This is a genomic window from Clavibacter sp. VKM Ac-2873 (genome assembly GCF_015351075.1).
Lineage (GTDB): Bacteria > Actinomycetota > Actinomycetes > Actinomycetales > Microbacteriaceae > Clavibacter.
This window is the reverse complement of record NZ_JADKRS010000005.1, coordinates 52,620-66,860: the sequence shown is the minus strand read 5'-3', so window position 1 is coordinate 66,860 and position 14,241 is coordinate 52,620. Positions and strand designations below refer to the sequence as shown.

The 14,241-nt window shown below is 72.9% G+C and carries 14 protein-coding genes; 6 read left to right on the top strand and 8 right to left on the bottom strand.

What is annotated here, in order from left to right; genetic code table 11:
• Nucleotides 1–39: 39 nt before the first annotated feature.
• Both ITJ44_RS13685 and ITJ44_RS13680 read right to left on the bottom strand, forming a co-directional pair.
• A complete protein-coding gene (locus ITJ44_RS13685) occupies nt 40–720 on the bottom strand; it encodes a response regulator transcription factor (protein WP_194636103.1) in 681 nt (226 codons plus the stop codon).
• Nucleotides 717–1,880: a cell wall metabolism sensor histidine kinase WalK gene (locus tag ITJ44_RS13680; RefSeq protein WP_194636102.1), complete on the bottom strand. Its 1,164-nt coding sequence runs from the start codon at nt 1,878–1,880 to the stop codon at nt 717–719. The genes ITJ44_RS13685 and ITJ44_RS13680 overlap by 4 nt, the downstream gene beginning before the upstream one ends.
• 204 nt (nt 1,881–2,084) lie before the next feature.
• Between ITJ44_RS13680 and phoU the strand changes: the two genes are divergently transcribed.
• Nucleotides 2,085–2,738 (top strand): phosphate signaling complex protein PhoU, encoded by a 654-nt coding sequence (gene phoU / locus ITJ44_RS13675; RefSeq protein ID WP_012039182.1) that lies wholly within the window; start codon nt 2,085–2,087, stop codon nt 2,736–2,738.
• 83 nt (nt 2,739–2,821) lie between these two features.
• On the opposite strand, the gene ITJ44_RS13670 is transcribed toward phoU, so the two are convergent.
• Nucleotides 2,822–3,577, bottom strand: coding sequence for a phosphoglyceromutase (locus tag ITJ44_RS13670; protein WP_194636101.1), 756 nt, complete (start codon nt 3,575–3,577; stop codon nt 2,822–2,824).
• A 35-nt stretch (nt 3,578–3,612) separates the two neighbouring features.
• Here ITJ44_RS13670 and ITJ44_RS13665 point away from each other — a divergent pair, with 35 nt between their 5' ends.
• The gene (locus ITJ44_RS13665) at nt 3,613–4,452 is read left to right on the top strand and encodes a class I SAM-dependent methyltransferase (RefSeq protein ID WP_194636100.1); all 840 of its coding nucleotides are present in this window, start codon (nt 3,613–3,615) and stop codon (nt 4,450–4,452) included.
• A gap of 22 nt (nt 4,453–4,474) precedes the next feature.
• Here the strand turns inward: ITJ44_RS13665 and ITJ44_RS13660 are convergent, their stop codons facing one another.
• The 5 genes from ITJ44_RS13660 to ITJ44_RS13640 all read right to left on the bottom strand — a co-directional run bounded on the left by ITJ44_RS13660 (nt 4,475) and on the right by ITJ44_RS13640 (nt 9,327).
• Nucleotides 4,475–5,830: a zinc-dependent metalloprotease family protein gene (locus tag ITJ44_RS13660; protein ID WP_194636099.1), complete on the bottom strand. Its 1,356-nt coding sequence runs from the start codon at nt 5,828–5,830 to the stop codon at nt 4,475–4,477.
• Nucleotides 5,831–6,039: 209 nt separating this feature from the next.
• Nucleotides 6,040–7,161 (bottom strand): FUSC family protein, encoded by a 1,122-nt coding sequence (locus tag ITJ44_RS13655; protein ID WP_194636098.1) that lies wholly within the window; start codon nt 7,159–7,161, stop codon nt 6,040–6,042.
• Nucleotides 7,145–8,299 (bottom strand): folate-binding protein YgfZ, encoded by a 1,155-nt coding sequence (locus tag ITJ44_RS13650; RefSeq protein ID WP_194636097.1) that lies wholly within the window; start codon nt 8,297–8,299, stop codon nt 7,145–7,147. Before ITJ44_RS13650 ends, ITJ44_RS13655 begins: the two co-directional genes overlap by 17 nt.
• The gene (locus ITJ44_RS13645) at nt 8,289–8,888 is read right to left on the bottom strand and encodes an FABP family protein (RefSeq protein ID WP_194636096.1); all 600 of its coding nucleotides are present in this window, start codon (nt 8,886–8,888) and stop codon (nt 8,289–8,291) included. Before ITJ44_RS13645 ends, ITJ44_RS13650 begins: the two co-directional genes overlap by 11 nt.
• A gap of 172 nt (nt 8,889–9,060) precedes the next feature.
• Nucleotides 9,061–9,327 (bottom strand): hypothetical protein, encoded by a 267-nt coding sequence (locus ITJ44_RS13640; RefSeq protein WP_194636095.1) that lies wholly within the window; start codon nt 9,325–9,327, stop codon nt 9,061–9,063.
• Between the two features lie 53 nt (nt 9,328–9,380).
• On the opposite strand from ITJ44_RS13640, the gene ITJ44_RS13635 reads away from it, so the two are divergent.
• From ITJ44_RS13635 to ITJ44_RS13620, 4 genes are all read left to right on the top strand, one after another.
• A complete protein-coding gene (locus ITJ44_RS13635) occupies nt 9,381–10,073 on the top strand; it encodes a response regulator transcription factor (RefSeq protein WP_194636094.1) in 693 nt (230 codons plus the stop codon).
• Entirely contained in the window at nt 10,042–10,965 is a 924-nt protein-coding gene (mshD, locus tag ITJ44_RS13630) for a mycothiol synthase (RefSeq protein WP_194636093.1), read from the top strand. Before ITJ44_RS13635 ends, mshD begins: the two co-directional genes overlap by 32 nt.
• A gap of 93 nt (nt 10,966–11,058) precedes the next feature.
• The gene (locus ITJ44_RS13625; protein ID WP_194636092.1) at nt 11,059–13,242 is read left to right on the top strand and encodes an RNA degradosome polyphosphate kinase; all 2,184 of its coding nucleotides are present in this window, start codon (nt 11,059–11,061) and stop codon (nt 13,240–13,242) included.
• A gap of 32 nt (nt 13,243–13,274) precedes the next feature.
• Nucleotides 13,275–14,225: an NUDIX domain-containing protein gene (locus ITJ44_RS13620; RefSeq protein ID WP_194636091.1), complete on the top strand. Its 951-nt coding sequence runs from the start codon at nt 13,275–13,277 to the stop codon at nt 14,223–14,225.
• Nucleotides 14,226–14,241 lie beyond the last annotated feature (16 nt).

Genomic DNA, 14,241 nt, shown 5'->3' with positions numbered 1-14,241 from the left:
CGAGGGCGGGGCCGTCGTCGTCGCCGGCGGATCGTCGGGCTAGGCCTCGAAGCGGTAGCCCAGCCCGCGGACGGTGACGAGGAGCACGGGGTCGGACGGCTCCCGCTCGATCTTGGAGCGGATCCGCTTGATGTGCACGTCGAGCGTCTTGGTGTCGCCGAAGTAGTCGGATCCCCACACCCGGTCGATGAGCTGACCGCGCGTGAGCACGCGCCCGGCGTTGCGCAGCAGCAGCTCGAGCAGCTCGAACTCCTTCAGCGGCATCGCGATCTCGCGGCCGTCGACCTCGACCGTGTGCCGCTCGACGTCCATGCGCACCGCGCCGACCTCGAGGACGTTCAGCGGCTCGTCGTCGACCTCGACGCGGCGGCGCAGGACCGCGCGGATCCGCGCCAGGAGCTCGCGCGTCGAGTAGGGCTTCGTCACGTAGTCGTCGGCCCCCAGCTCGAGGCCCACGACGATGTCCACCTCGGAGTCCTTGGCGGTGAGCATGATGATCGGCACGGCCGAGCGCGTGCGGATCTCGCGGCACACCTCGGTGCCGGGGAGGCCGGGGAGCATGAGGTCGAGCAGGATCAGGTCGGCGCCGTCCTTGTCGAACGCGGCGACCGCGGCGGGACCGTCCTCGACGACGTCCACCTCGTATCCCTCGCGCTGGAGCAGGAAGGCGAGCGGCTCGCTGAGCGACGCCTCGTCCTCGACGAGCATGATGCGTGTCACGTGGGTTCTCCGATGTCCGTACCGGCGAGCGCCGGGGTCTGCGATGCCTCGGGGAGGCGGATGGTGAAGGTGGAGCCGCGGCCCGGCCGGGACCAGACGCGCACGTCGCCGCCATGATTCTGCACGACGTGCTTGACGATGCTGAGCCCGAGACCCGTGCCGCCGGTGTCGCGGGCACGGGCCTGGTCGACGCGGAAGAAGCGCTCGAAGATCCGGCCCTGCTCGTCCTCGGGGATGCCGATGCCCTGGTCGGTGACCACGACCTCGACGGCCCCGTCGTCGACCATGACGCCGATGCCGACCCGGGATCCGTCGGGCGAGTAGTTGACCGCGTTGCTCAGCAGGTTGTGCACGGCGACCACGAGGAGGGCCTCGTCGCCGTAGACGGTGGAGCGCGACCGCTTGCCGCGGGCGAGCTCGATGCCGCGGAGCTCCGCGCCGAGGCGCACCTGGTCGAGCGCGACGCTGATCACGTGGTCGACGTCGACGGGCTCCGCCTTCTCCAGCGCGTTGGCCGCCTCGAGCCGGGAGAGCTCGATGATCTCCTGCGTGATGCGCGCGAGCCGGGCCGACTCCGTGGTGAGCCGGGCCGCGAAGCGCCGCACCTGCACGCCGTCGTCCGCGCACGAGTCGAGCGCCTCCGCGAGGAGGCCGACGGCGCCGATGGGCGTCTTCAGCTCGTGGCTGATGTTGGCCACGAAGTCGCGGCGCACCTGGTCGAGGCGATGGGACTCGGTGCGGTCCTGCGCGAGGAGGAGCACGTAGCGCGTTCCGAGGCGGGCGACGCGGACGTGCATCTGGAACTCGGCCGCGCCGAACGGGCCGCGCGCGAGCGACACCTCCTCGGCCAGCGGCTCGCCGGATCGACGCACGCGGTCGACCATCGAGACGAGCTCGGGGTGGACGAGCGCCTGGTGGAAGACGAGGCCGGAGGAGATGGCGCCGGGCGACGCCTTCATGACGTTGTTGGAGGGGTCGAGCACGATGCCCGCCGACTCGAGCGCCTCGAGCACCTGGTCGACGCCGTCGGGGACGACCGGGTTCGTGATCTCGACGGCACGGTCGCCGCGGTCCGCCGCGTGGTGCAGCAGCCACACGAATCCCGCGCCGACCGCCAGACCGATGAGGAGGCAGACGAGCACCAACGCACCGGTGTCCATGCGCCCACACTAGGAGACGGCGTCGGGCCGTCCCGGCCGTCCGGCCCCGCCATCCGCCCGAGGAGGCCGCGAATTCAGCTCGCCGGCACCGTGCGTTAACCTCGCATGACCAGAGTCGGAGGATGTGGGCCCGTCACCAGGGGTCCGCCGTGCCCGAGAACCACCCCGCCCCTCGCAGCGGGGCGGCCTGAAAGGACGTCCCCCATGCGCGAAGTGTTCCAGCAGGAGCTCCACGAGGTCCAGGAGCGTCTCATCGAGATCTCCGCGCTCGTCGCCATCTCCATCGAGAACGCGACCCGGGCGTTCAACGAGTCGAACGTCAGCCTCGCCGAGACCGTCATCGAGCAGGACCGCCGCATCGACGAGCTCGCCACGAGCCTCGACGAGCTCGCGATCAACATCCTCGCCCGGCAGCAGCCGGTGGCGCGCGACCTGCGCATCGTCGTGAGCGCCCTCCGCATCAGCGCGTCGCTCGAGCGCATGGGCGACCTCGCCGAGCACATCGCCCAGCTGTCGCGCTACCGCTTCCCCGACAAGGTGGTGCCGAAGTCGCTGCGCCCCACGTTCCTCGAGCTCGGCCAGCTCGACGTGGCCATCGCCCGCAAGCTCACGGACCTCCTCACCACGGAGGACCCGAAGCTCGCCGAGGAGATCCGCAACGACGACGACCGCATCGACGAGCTGCACCTCAGCGTCTTCGACAAGGTGCTCGGCGAGACCTGGAAGGGCGCGGCCGTCGACACGGTCGACTCCACGCTCGCCAGCCGCTACCACGAGCGCTTCGCCGACCACGCGGTGTCCATCGCGAAGACGGTCCAGTACCTCGCGACCGGCGACTGGGTGCAGGCCGACGCCTGATCCCGCCGCGGGCCACGACCCGCAGCGATGACGAGAGCCCGACCGGATGATCCGGTCGGGCTCTCGTCGTCCGTGCGGGCGGGCTACTTCTTGGAGCCCTGCGCGGCCACCGCGGCGGCGCCGGCGGCGGCGGCCTCCGGGTCGAGGTACTCGCCGCCGGGGACGATCGGGCGGTAGTCCTCGTCGAGGCGGTACACGAGCGGGATGCCCGTGGGGATGTTGAGCTCGGCGATGTCCGCGTCGGAGATCCCGTCGAGGTGCTTCACGAGCGCGCGCAGCGAGTTGCCGTGCGCCGTGACGAGCACGGTGCGGCCGGAGGCGAGGTCGGGCTGGATGTCGGACTCCCAGTACGGCAGCATCCGCTCGATGACGTCCTTGAGGCACTCGGTGCGGGGCAGGGCGTCGCCGAGGTCGGCGTAACGGGGGTCGGCCGACTGCGAGAACTCGTCGTCGTCGGCGATGGCGGGCGGCGGCACGTCGAACGAGCGGCGCCAGGTGGCGAACTGCTCGGGGCCGTACTCGGCGAGGGTCTGCGCCTTGTCCTTGCCCTGCAGCGCGCCGTAGTGGCGCTCGTTGAGGCGCCAGGTGCGCTGGACGGGGATCCAGGAGCGGCCGGCGCGCTTGAGCGCGATGTTGGCGGTGTCGATGGCGCGGATGAGCACGGAGGTGTGCAGCACGTCGGGGAGGATGCCGGACTCGGCGAGGAGCTCGCCGGCGCGCTGGCCCTCCGCGACGCCCTGCTCGCTCAGCTCGACGTCCACCCATCCGGTGAACAGGTTCTTCTGGTTCCAGTCGCTGTTGCCGTGACGCAGCAGCACGAGGGTGCGGGGTTCAGCCATGCCGCCAGCCTATCGAGCGATGGGAGACTGGTCCCATGCCGGGCGCCGTCTCCCCCGTCGGCTCCGTCACGCGCGGGACGACCAACACGAACCGCCTCCGGCGCGTCGACAGGTGGATCGCGACCCTCGGCTCGCTGCGCACCGCGGATGCCCCGCTGGTGGTCGACCTCGGGTATGGCGCGAGCGGGATCACGGCGCTCGAGATGCACCGGCGGCTGCGCGCGACGCGGCCGGACGTGCGTGTCGTGGGCATCGAGATCGAGCCGGGACGCGTCGCGCGCGCCCGCGAGCAGCTCGCGGCGTGGCCCGACGCGGAGGCCCGGGAGCGCGTGTCGTTCGTCCGCGGCGGGTTCGAGGTGCCGTTGCCCGGCGGCGAGCGCCCGACCGTGATCCGCGCGTTCAACGTGCTGCGGCAGTACGACGAGGACGAGGTGCCCGCGGCGTGGGAGCGCATGGCCGCGCGGCTCGCTCCCGGCGGATCCGTCGTGGAGGGCACGTGCGACGAGATCGGCCGGGTCGCGAGCTGGGTCGACGTGCGGCCGGACGGGCCGCGCAGCCTGACCATCTCGCTGCGGCTCGCGGGACTGGAGCTGCCGTCGATCGTGGCCGAGCGGCTGCCCAAGGCGCTCATCCACCGCAACGTCCCCGGCGAGCGCGTGCACGGGCTGCTCGCCCTCCTCGACCGCAGCTGGATCCTCAGCGCCCCGCTCGGCGTGTACGGCCCCCGGCAGCAGTGGCTGGGCGCCGTCGCCCGGATGCGCGCCGCGGGCGTGCCCGTGGCGGACGGACCGGCGCGCTGGCGGCTGGGTGAGCTGACGGTGCCGTGGTCGACGGTCGCGCCCGGTGCAGAAGAGGTGCCTTCACCGCGCCCGTAGCCGTCATCGACGTGCGGGCGCCCTACCCGGCGCGGAGGACGGCGGCCGCGTCGAAGGAGAGGCGCCCGCCTGCGCCGGTCATGTGCGCCCGGGTGTCCATCAGCCTCATGCCCGGCATCATCGGCATGGCGGACATGCCCGGCATCCCGCCCGTGCCGCTCATCCCGGCCATGGGCGTCGCGCTCGAGCTGTCCATCTGGGTCGCCGTGGGAGCCGCGTCGGCCCTCGGCGCTGCCGTCACGGTCCGGCCGCCGGATCCGCACGGCACGGACACGTCGACCGTCGCCACGTGCGCATCCTCGTCCATCGCGACGACGCTGACCGACATGCCGTGCTGGAGCGGCACGACGTCGCCGGCGGCGAGGCGCTGGTGGGCGCTGGATCCGTCATCCGGACGGACGAGGGTGGACGCCGCCTCCGGGTGGAGCGGGTCCGTGCGCGAGATCTGCACGCCGGACGCGGGGACGTCGTAGTCCCTCGACGGCGACGGGTAGACGGACATGTACTCGTCGCCGTCCACCGCGTCGCGGTACTGCAGGAAGTACTGCACGGACGGATCGACCGGGTCGGCCCACGAGACGATGCGCTGCGCGTCGAAGCCGGCCGACATGGTCTGCAGCTCGATCCGGCGCGCACCCCCGCACGCGGGGACGACGCGGTGCGAGATGAGCCCGAGGCGGTCGAGCGTCCCGGCGCTGAACGGCACCAGCGTGCGCGGCGTGACGCCCATCAGGTCGCTGTCGTCGCCGTACTCGTCGCGGTGGCAGTCGGCGGGCACCCCCTGCGACGCATCGAGGTCCCACGTGGGGCACTGCACGCTCGACGCGTGGTACAGCGACATGTTGTGGCCGAGCTCGTGCGCGAACGTGGCCGGATCGTCCTTGCTCATGAAGACGATGCCGCCCTCGTTCACGTCGGCGCCCTCCGACGCGTTGGAGGTCGGGAGGCATCCGTTCGCGCTCGGCGTGACGGCCATGAGGTGGGCGTTCGCCGCGGGGGTGAAGCCCGACTCCCGGAGGGCGAAGGCGTTGACCGAGTCGAAGTCGTCGCAGCGCACGCTCGCGTCATCGGGCGTGATCCAGTCGGTGATCGACGCCACGTGGACGCGGATGGCCCCGTCGGTCTCGTGCGCGTAGTACGCGTCGACCTGGGACATGGAGGTCATCACGTCGACCCGCGAGAAGTCGGGCGCGACGCCCTGCGGAGCCACGAGCACGATCGTGACCTCCTGCGTCGCGGCCGTGGACCTCGGGGCGGCCGGCTGGACCGCGTACGCCGTGTCCGCGTGCGCGGCCGCGGGCGGCTGGGCATGCGCCGAGACGGCGACGAGCGCGACGGCTGCCGCGGCGGAGATGAGCGTCGATCGGGCCCTGCGCACGCGGTGTCCTGTCGTTCGAGCACGCCGGTCGGCCGTGCGGGGAGGAGGTCGTGCAGGACGTGGCGCCATCGAGCGCCCTTTCGACCGCGGGTGGATCACGCGGATCCCGGCACGGTACCGCTCACCAGACGATCGCCTGGGGGATGCTCAACACGCGACGTCGGGGCGACGGCGCACGCCCCCGGATGGCGCGGGCGCCAGCCCGGTGCTCAGACGTCGGGCAGCGCCGCCCGTGCGGCCACCGCGTCGACGCCCGCCGCCACCTGCAGGTCGACGAGGAGCGGGCGCAGCAGCATCACGAGCATCACCTCGCCGACGGGGGCGCCGGGGATGAGCTCGCGCGGATCCAGCCGCACGGCCACGAGCACGAGGTTCTGCTGCGCGAGGGGCGCGGCCGATGGGTCCGAGAGGCTCTGGCCGAGGAGGTTCACGCCGTTCGACACGGTCGCGAGGAGCTCGGCGAGCACGGGCCGGCGCACCCCGTCGACCACGAGGAAGTCGATGCGGCGCGAGATGACGCGCAGGTTCCGCACCGCGAGGTCCATGCCGTCGAGCACGCGCCGCTGGGCGCGCAGCTCCGGCAGGTGCCGGCGGAGGAACGGCGAGATGCGCGCGATCGACAGGGCCGAGTCGGCCGCGGCGCTCCACGCGTCGATGAGCGGCTGCGTGCGCCGGAGCCGGTCCAGCGCGCGGTCGGCGGCGGTCGCGTCGCCGAGCCGCAGCGCCGTGACGAGCGAGGTGAGCGCGTACGAGCACTCGGAGAACACGCGGCGGGCCTCGCGCAGGGCCTGCCGCCGGGGATCCCGCGGGATGAGCGCCGTCGCGAGGAGCGCCACCGCGCCGCCGACGAGCCCGTCGACGCTGCGGACGAACACGCCGCCGGGCGGCGCGGGCAGCAGCGCCACGAGCACGGCCTGCACCCCGGCGGCGACCGCGAACGCGGAGTTCGACGACAGCAGCCGCGCGACCAGCAGGGTCGCCAGGATGATGACGAACAGCTGCCACGCCCCGCGGCCGATGCCGAGCAGCAGCACCTCGCTGAGCGTGATGCCGACCGTCATGCCGATCGCGGTCTCCAGCACGCGCACCGGCCGCGCGTCGCGCACGAAGCCGAGGCTCGTGATGGTGACGGTCGTCGCGAGGAGCGGGGTGTCGTGGCCGAGGACGTGGTGCGCGAAGGCCCAGCCGCCCGTGGCCGCGATGGCGATCTGCAGGGCGGCGGGCGCGGATCCCCAGAGACGCAGGATCGCGGCGCGCGGATCCGCCCGGTGCCTCAGGGTGCGGGCGGCACGGGCCGACCGCTCCCGCGCGCGCTCAGCGGCGGACCGCACCGAGCCGCGGCAGGCGGGGGACGTCGGCGGAGCGGCCGGCGTCGGTGGGCACGATCACGTCCTGCATGGCCTGCACGCGCACGTCGTCGGCGACGACCTCGAGCTGGAGCGCGGGATCGACGCCGCGGCGGACGACCGCGAGCGCGACCGGCCCGAGCTCGTGGTGCAGCGCGCTCGAGGTGACGGCCCCGACGACCTCGCCCGCGGTGCCGTCGGCGGCGGCGGGGAGCCGCACCTCGGATCCCGCGCCCGGCAGCACCGCATCGGATCCGTCGAGCTGCAGGAGCACCAGGCGGCGCGGCGGCCGGCCGAGGTTGTGCACCTTGGCGACCGTCTCCTGTCCGCGGTAGCAGCCCTTGCTGAGGTGCACGGCGCTCCGCAGCCAGTCGAGCTCGTGCGGGATGGTGCGGTCGTCGACCTCGGTGGCGAACCGCGGACGCCAGGCGGCGATCCGCAGCGCCTCGGCCGCGAGGACGCCCGCGACGGGCAGGTCGCCGGCCGCGGCCCGCGCGACGACGCCCGGCAGCTCGGACCGCGGCACGAGGCGCTCGCTCCAGCTCCAGCCCTCACCCGGGTGGGACGCGGCGGCCGCGTACTGGTGGCCTCCGGGCACGACGTGGGCCCACGGGTCGCGCCACACGAGCGGCACCCCGGCGGGCGCGGCGACGGGGAGGTCGGGCTCGCCCAGCGCGCCGATCACGGCGAGCTCCGCCGTGCGGTCGGCGGGCTCCACGCGGAGCATGAAGCGCATGCGCTGCAGGTACGCGAGCAGCGACGCCGCGTCTCCGGCACCGAGGAGCAGCCACGTGGTGACGCCGTCGTCGAGCACGCCGACCGCGTGCTCCAGGCGGCCGTTCTGGTCGAGGAAGAGCGTCTCGGCCGAGTCGCCCGGCGCGAGGCCGCGCAGCGACTGGCTGGTGATGGAGTCGAGCCAGGTGAGCCGGTCCTCCCCTGTGACCGAGAGGACGGCACGGTGCGACAGGTCCACGATGGCGGTCCCCGCGGCGAGCGCGCGCTGCTCCTGCACGAGGGATCCGAGGTGCGCGGGCACGCCGGCGTCCGGCCCCTCGGCGGCGACGGCGCCGGGCAGGTCGAGGAAGGGCGAGCGGGCGATGGCGGGATCCGGGTCAGTCGACATGCGACACCCGCCCGGAGGCGTGCGTGCGCAGCGGCTGGCCGAGCGCCGCGATGTCCCACGCCCAGAGCAGGTCGCGCTCCACGAGGCCGTAGAGCCGCGTCGCGCCCGTGTACGGCTTGGCGCCCTCGGTGCGGAGCACCGCGTCGGTCGCGAGGTCGATGCGCGCGCTCTTCACCTGCCCGACGTAGAGCTCGCTGACGCCGCCCGGGTGCACGAGCGCGACCTCGACGTCGAAGCCGCCCTCCGCGTTGCGGAGCGTCTCGACCTCGTCGGCCGTCGTGAAGGGGCGCTCCCCGGTAGGCGGCAGCATCGCGGGCCCCGGGTCGCCCTCGGTGACGCGGCGCCGCAGCCGCCAGTAGCCGGTCTCGGTGACGAAGGGGACGGGTCCGTCGTCGCCCTCGACCCATGCGTACGACGAGTAGTTGAGGTGCGGCAGGCCGTCGTGGCTGAAGCTGATGCGCTGTCCGAACTCCCGGCGGACGACCTCGTCCCCGACGGCGTACTCGACGACGCCCGTGCCCTCCCAGACGCCGAGCAGCCAGGACAGGGGGACGAGCTCGGCGGGGAGGCCGGTCGGGATCTCGATCATGCGGCGCGCGGTCAGCGCTGGCCGCGGAAGAGGTTGTAGACCACGACGAGCGACACCCAGCCGATGGAGAGGCTCGCCAGGACCAGCAGTCCGGTGAAGAAGAGTTCCAGAGCAAGCAGCGACGACATGGTGCCCAATCTACCCCACGGGTCGCCGGATCCGGCCGGCCGACCTAGGCGGCGACGGGCACGAGCAGCACGACGGCCGTGGCCGCCGCCAGCACGAGCACGGAGCCGACGACGCTGCCGACCGCCCGGTCGACGAAGCCGGTCTTGCGGGGCAGCGCCAGCTGGATCACGAAGGTCGCGATGACGCACGCGGCGAGGACGAGCGGGAACCACCGCGGGGCCGCGTCGGGGCCGACCGCGACCGCCACCACGACCGCGCCGACGGCGGCGGCCAGCCAGACGGGGAGGAGGCTGCGCAAGGGGGAGGTCACCCTGCAATCCTGCCCCACGTATCATGGGGGGAATTCATCCATGGAGGATCCCTGTGGCCCAGCTGTTGATCCTGACCTCGTCCGCGGACACCGACGTGCTCCCGGCGCTCGGGCTCCTCAGCCACCGGACGCGGCACATCCAGGCGGATGCGTCGAGCCTCGTGAACGCCCCCGCGGCCGATCTCGTGCTCGTCGACGCCCGCCGCGACCTCGCGAGCGCGAAGTCCCTCTGCAAGATCCTCACCACCACGGGCGGCGGCACGCCGCTCATCCTCGTGCTCACCGAGGGCGGGCTCACCGCGGTCAGCGCCGACTGGGGCGCGACCGACGTGATCCTCGACTCCGCCGGTCCCGCCGAGGTCGACGCGCGCGTGCGCCTCGTCATCGGCCGGGCGGCGCTCGAGCACACGGGCAGCAAGATCCAGGCCTCGGGCGTGGTCATCGACGAGGCCAGCTACTCCGCCAAGGTGCACGGCAAGCCGCTCGACCTGACCTTCAAGGAGTTCGAGCTGCTGCGCTTCTTCGCGAGCCACCCGTCGCGGGTCTTCACGCGCGAGCAGCTGCTCAGCGAGGTGTGGGGCTACGACTACTTCGGCGGCACGCGCACGGTCGACGTGCACGTCCGGCGCCTGCGGGCGAAGCTCGGCGACCTCGAGTCGCTCATCGGCACGGTGCGCAACGTCGGCTACCGCTTCAACGTCTACGAGGAGGACGGTGAGCGCGATCCCGCCCCCGCAGGAGCCTGACGCGCCTGACGCCGTCCGCGTCGACCGCGCCCGCCCGACGCCCGACGCCGTGCGCCGGGCCCTCGCGCTCGCGGACCGCGCCCGCGAGGCCGACGGCGTCGCCCCGTTCAACGAGCAGACCCGCCTCACGCTCGGCACCGAGGGCGGGCCCGCCCTCCTCGGCATCGACGGGACGGACGACCGCACGATCGGCGCGGCCGTCGTGGCGCGCGGCGACGGCGGCGTCGAGGCCGAGCTCGTCGTGGATCCCGCCCACCGCCGCCGAGGCATCGGCCGTGCGCTCCTCGACGCCGTGCTCGGGGAGGCCGCGGGATCCCCCGTCTCCGTCTGGGCGCACGGGGACCACCCCGCGGCCCGCGCCCTCGCCGCGGCGACCGGCCTCGAGCGCGCCCGCGAGCTCCTGCAGCTGCGCGCGTCGGTCGCGGAGGCGCGCACCGGGCTCGGCGTGCGCCCGATTCCCGCGGGCCTCGCGCTCTCCTCCTTCACGCCGGAGGACGCCGACGACTGGGTCGCGCTCAACGCGCGCGCCTTCGCGAGCCATCCCGAGCAGGGCCGGATGACCCGCGGCGACCTCGACGACCGCGTCGCCGAGACGTGGTTCGATCCGGCGCTGCTGCTCCTCGCCCGGGACGAGGACGGCCGGCTCGCCGGCTTCCACTGGCTCAAGGTGGAGGGCGGCGAGGCGGAGGTGTACGTGCTGGGCGTGGATCCCGACCGAGGCGCCCGCGGCCTCGGATCCGCCCTCCTCGCGGCCGGCCTCGGCCTGCTCGCCGAGCGCGGGCACGAGGAGGTCGACCTCTACGTCGAGGCCGACAACGCGCCCGCGCTGGCGCTGTACCGTCGGGCCGCGTTCCGCGACGCCGCGGTCGACGTCCAGTACCGCCGCGCCTGATCCCCGTGCCTCCCCCGGCTCTCCCCGGATGCGGTTCACCGTGCGTTCACCTGCCGGAGGTCGGAGCGCGCACTGCGATGCCATGATGGGCGGATGGACAGCGAGACGTACATCGGGGATGCGAAGGCGGTCGCCGAATCCCTGGACGACTTCGACGACGAGGACGAGCTCCTCGAGGACGACGGGACCCTCCCCGAGGGGCGCTTCCTCGACCGCGAGCTGAGCTGGCTGGCCTTCAACCGGCGCGTGCTGGAGCTCGCCGAGGACCCCGAGCTGCCGGTCCTCGAGCGGGCCAACTTCCTCGCGATCTTCGCCAGCAACCTCGACGAGTTCTTCATGGTCCGCGTCGCCGGCCTCAAGCGCCGCATCGCCACGGGCCTCGCCGTCCCCACCAACATCGGCCGCACCCCGGCCGAGGTGCTCTCCGCCATCAACGAGACCGCGTACCGGCTCCAGGTGCGGCACGCGGCCGCCTTCAACGACAGCGTCCGCCCGGCGCTCGAGGAGCAGGGCATCCGCATCGTCCGCTGGGACTCGCTCGACGAGGCGCAGCAGGACCGCCTGCACGAGCTGTTCTCCGAGCAGGTGTTCCCCGTGCTCATGCCGCTCGCGGTGGATCCGGCGCACCCGTTCCCCTACATCTCCGGCCTGTCGCTGAACCTCTCTGTGCGCATCCGCAACCCGAAGACGAACCGCCAGGAGTTCGCGCGCATCAAGGTGCCGCAGATGCTCCCGCGCTTCATGCCGCTCACGCCCGACACACGCTCGGGTCCCATCGACTTCATCGCGCTCGAGGACCTCATCGCGAACCAGCTGCAGACGCTGTTCCCCGGCATGGAGATCGTCGAGCACCACGTCTTCCGCGTCACGCGCAACGAGGACGTGCAGATCGAGGAGGACGAGACCGAGAACCTCATCCAGGCCCTCGAGAAGGAGCTGCTGCGGCGCCGCTTCGGCCCGCCCATCCGCCTCGAGATCTCGGACGACATGGACGCGGTCACGCTCGACCTCCTCATGCGCGAGCTCGACATCACCGAGCAGGAGGTGTTCACGCTCCCGTCCCCGCTCGACCTCGGCGGCCTGTTCGACCTCGCGAAGCTCGACCGCCCGTCGCTGCACTACCCGAACAACGTGCCCACCACGGCCGTCGCCCTGAAGCCCGCCGAGGACAACTCGCGCGCCGACATCTTCCGCTCCATCGCGCAGCAGGACATCCTGCTGCACCACCCCTACGAGTCGTTCACCACGAGCGTGCAGGCGTTCCTCGAGCAGGCGGCGGCGGATCCGCACGTGCTCGCCATCAAGCAGACCCTCTACCGCACGAGCGGGGACAGCCCCATCGTCGAGGCGCTCATCGACGCCGCCGAGGCCGGCAAGCAGGTGCTCGCGCTCGTGGAGATCAAGGCGCGGTTCGACGAGCAGGCCAACATCACGTGGGCCCGCAAGCTCGAGAAGGCCGGCGTGCACGTCGTCTACGGCGTCGCGGGTCTCAAGACGCACTGCAAGCTCGCGCTCGTCATCCGCCAGGAGAAGGGCGGGGTGCTCCGGCACTACAGCCACATCGGCACGGGCAACTACAACCCCAAGACGAGCCGCATCTACGAGGACCTCGGACTCCTCACCGCGGACGACGTCGTGGGCAAGGACCTCACGCGCCTGTTCAACGAGCTCTCCGGCTACGGCATCGAGAAGAAGTTCAAGCGCCTGCTCGTCGCGCCGCTGCACCTGCGCAAGGGCCTGCTCAAGCGCATCGCCGTGGAGACGCAGAACGCGCTCGACGGCAAGCCGAGCGGCATCCGCATCAAGGTCAACTCCATCGTCGACGAGAAGATCATCGACGCGCTGTACCGGGCCAGCAACGCGGGCGTGCCCGTGCAGGTCTGGGTGCGCGGCATCTGCTCGCTCACGCCGGGGCAGCCGGGGCTCAGCGAGAACATCGAGGTGCGGTCGATCCTCGGCCGCTACCTCGAGCACAGCCGCGTGTTCTCGTTCGTCAACGACGGCGACCAGGCCACCTACATCGGCAGCGCCGACATGATGCACCGCAACCTCGACCGCCGCGTCGAGGCGCTCGTGCGGCTCGTGGACCCCGCGCACCTGCAGGAGATCGAGGACCTGTTCGACCGCGCCATGGCCGACACGACCTCCGCCTGGATCCTCGACTCCGACGGGGAGTGGACGCGCCGCAACAAGGGCGCGGACGGCACAACGCTGGAGGACCTGCAGACCGCGGTGATGGGCATCGTGTCCAAGCGCAAGCGGCGCGTGCTCCGCTGAGCACCGCTGCGCCCGGCGCCGATCCCGCTAGCGTGGAGGACGTGCCACCCGCCCCCTCCGTCTTCGCCGCGGGCGCCGTGGTCTGGCGCATGGTCGACGACCGGATCCGGGTGCTCATCATCCACCGCGCGCGCCGCCGCGACACCTCCCTGCCGAAGGGCAAGGTGGATCCCGGCGAGACGCTGCCGCAGACCGCCGTCCGCGAGGTGCACGAGGAGACGGGCCTCCGGGTCGCGCTCGGCGTGCCCCTCGGCGCCATCGAGTACGGCATCTCCGGCGGTCGCCGCAAGTCCGTGAGCTACTGGGCGGCCGAGGCCACGGACGCCATGGTGGAGGCCGGCCGCTTCGAGCCGGACGACGAGGTCGAGAGCGTCGAGTGGGTCTCCCTCCCCAACGCCCGCAAGCGCCTCGACTACCCGGGCGAGGTGCAGATCCTCGACCTGTTCGCCGGGCTCGTGGAGACGGGCGCGCACCGGTCGTTCGCCCTCATCGCGCTGCGCCACGGCCACGCCGTGCAGCCGTACGAGTGGGACGGGCCGGACGCCTCCCGACCGCTCAGCGCGCGCGGACGCGACGAGGCGCGGTCGATCGTGCCGACGCTGCTCGCGTTCGGCCCGCGGGTCGTCACCAGCAGCACCGCCGAGCGCTGCCTGCAGACCGTCGCGCCCCTCGCCGAGGCCCTCGGCCGACGGGTGAAGGACGACGCGGGGATCAGCCAGGACGCGTACGAGACCGACGGAGGATCCGTGCGCGAGACCGTGGCGAAGCGCGTGCGCAAGGCCCGCAGCGCCGTGCTCTGCAGCCACAGCCCGGTGCTGCCGGAGATCCTGCACGAGATCGCCCTCGCCACCGAGACGCCACGCGCGAGCCGCATGCCGCGGGCCGGGATGCTGTCGCCCGCCGAGTTCTCGGTGGTGCACCTGTCGGCGGCGGACCCGGCGGCGGGGATCCTCGCGGTGGAGACGTACGGGCCCTCGGCCTGACGGGCTCGGCCTCCCG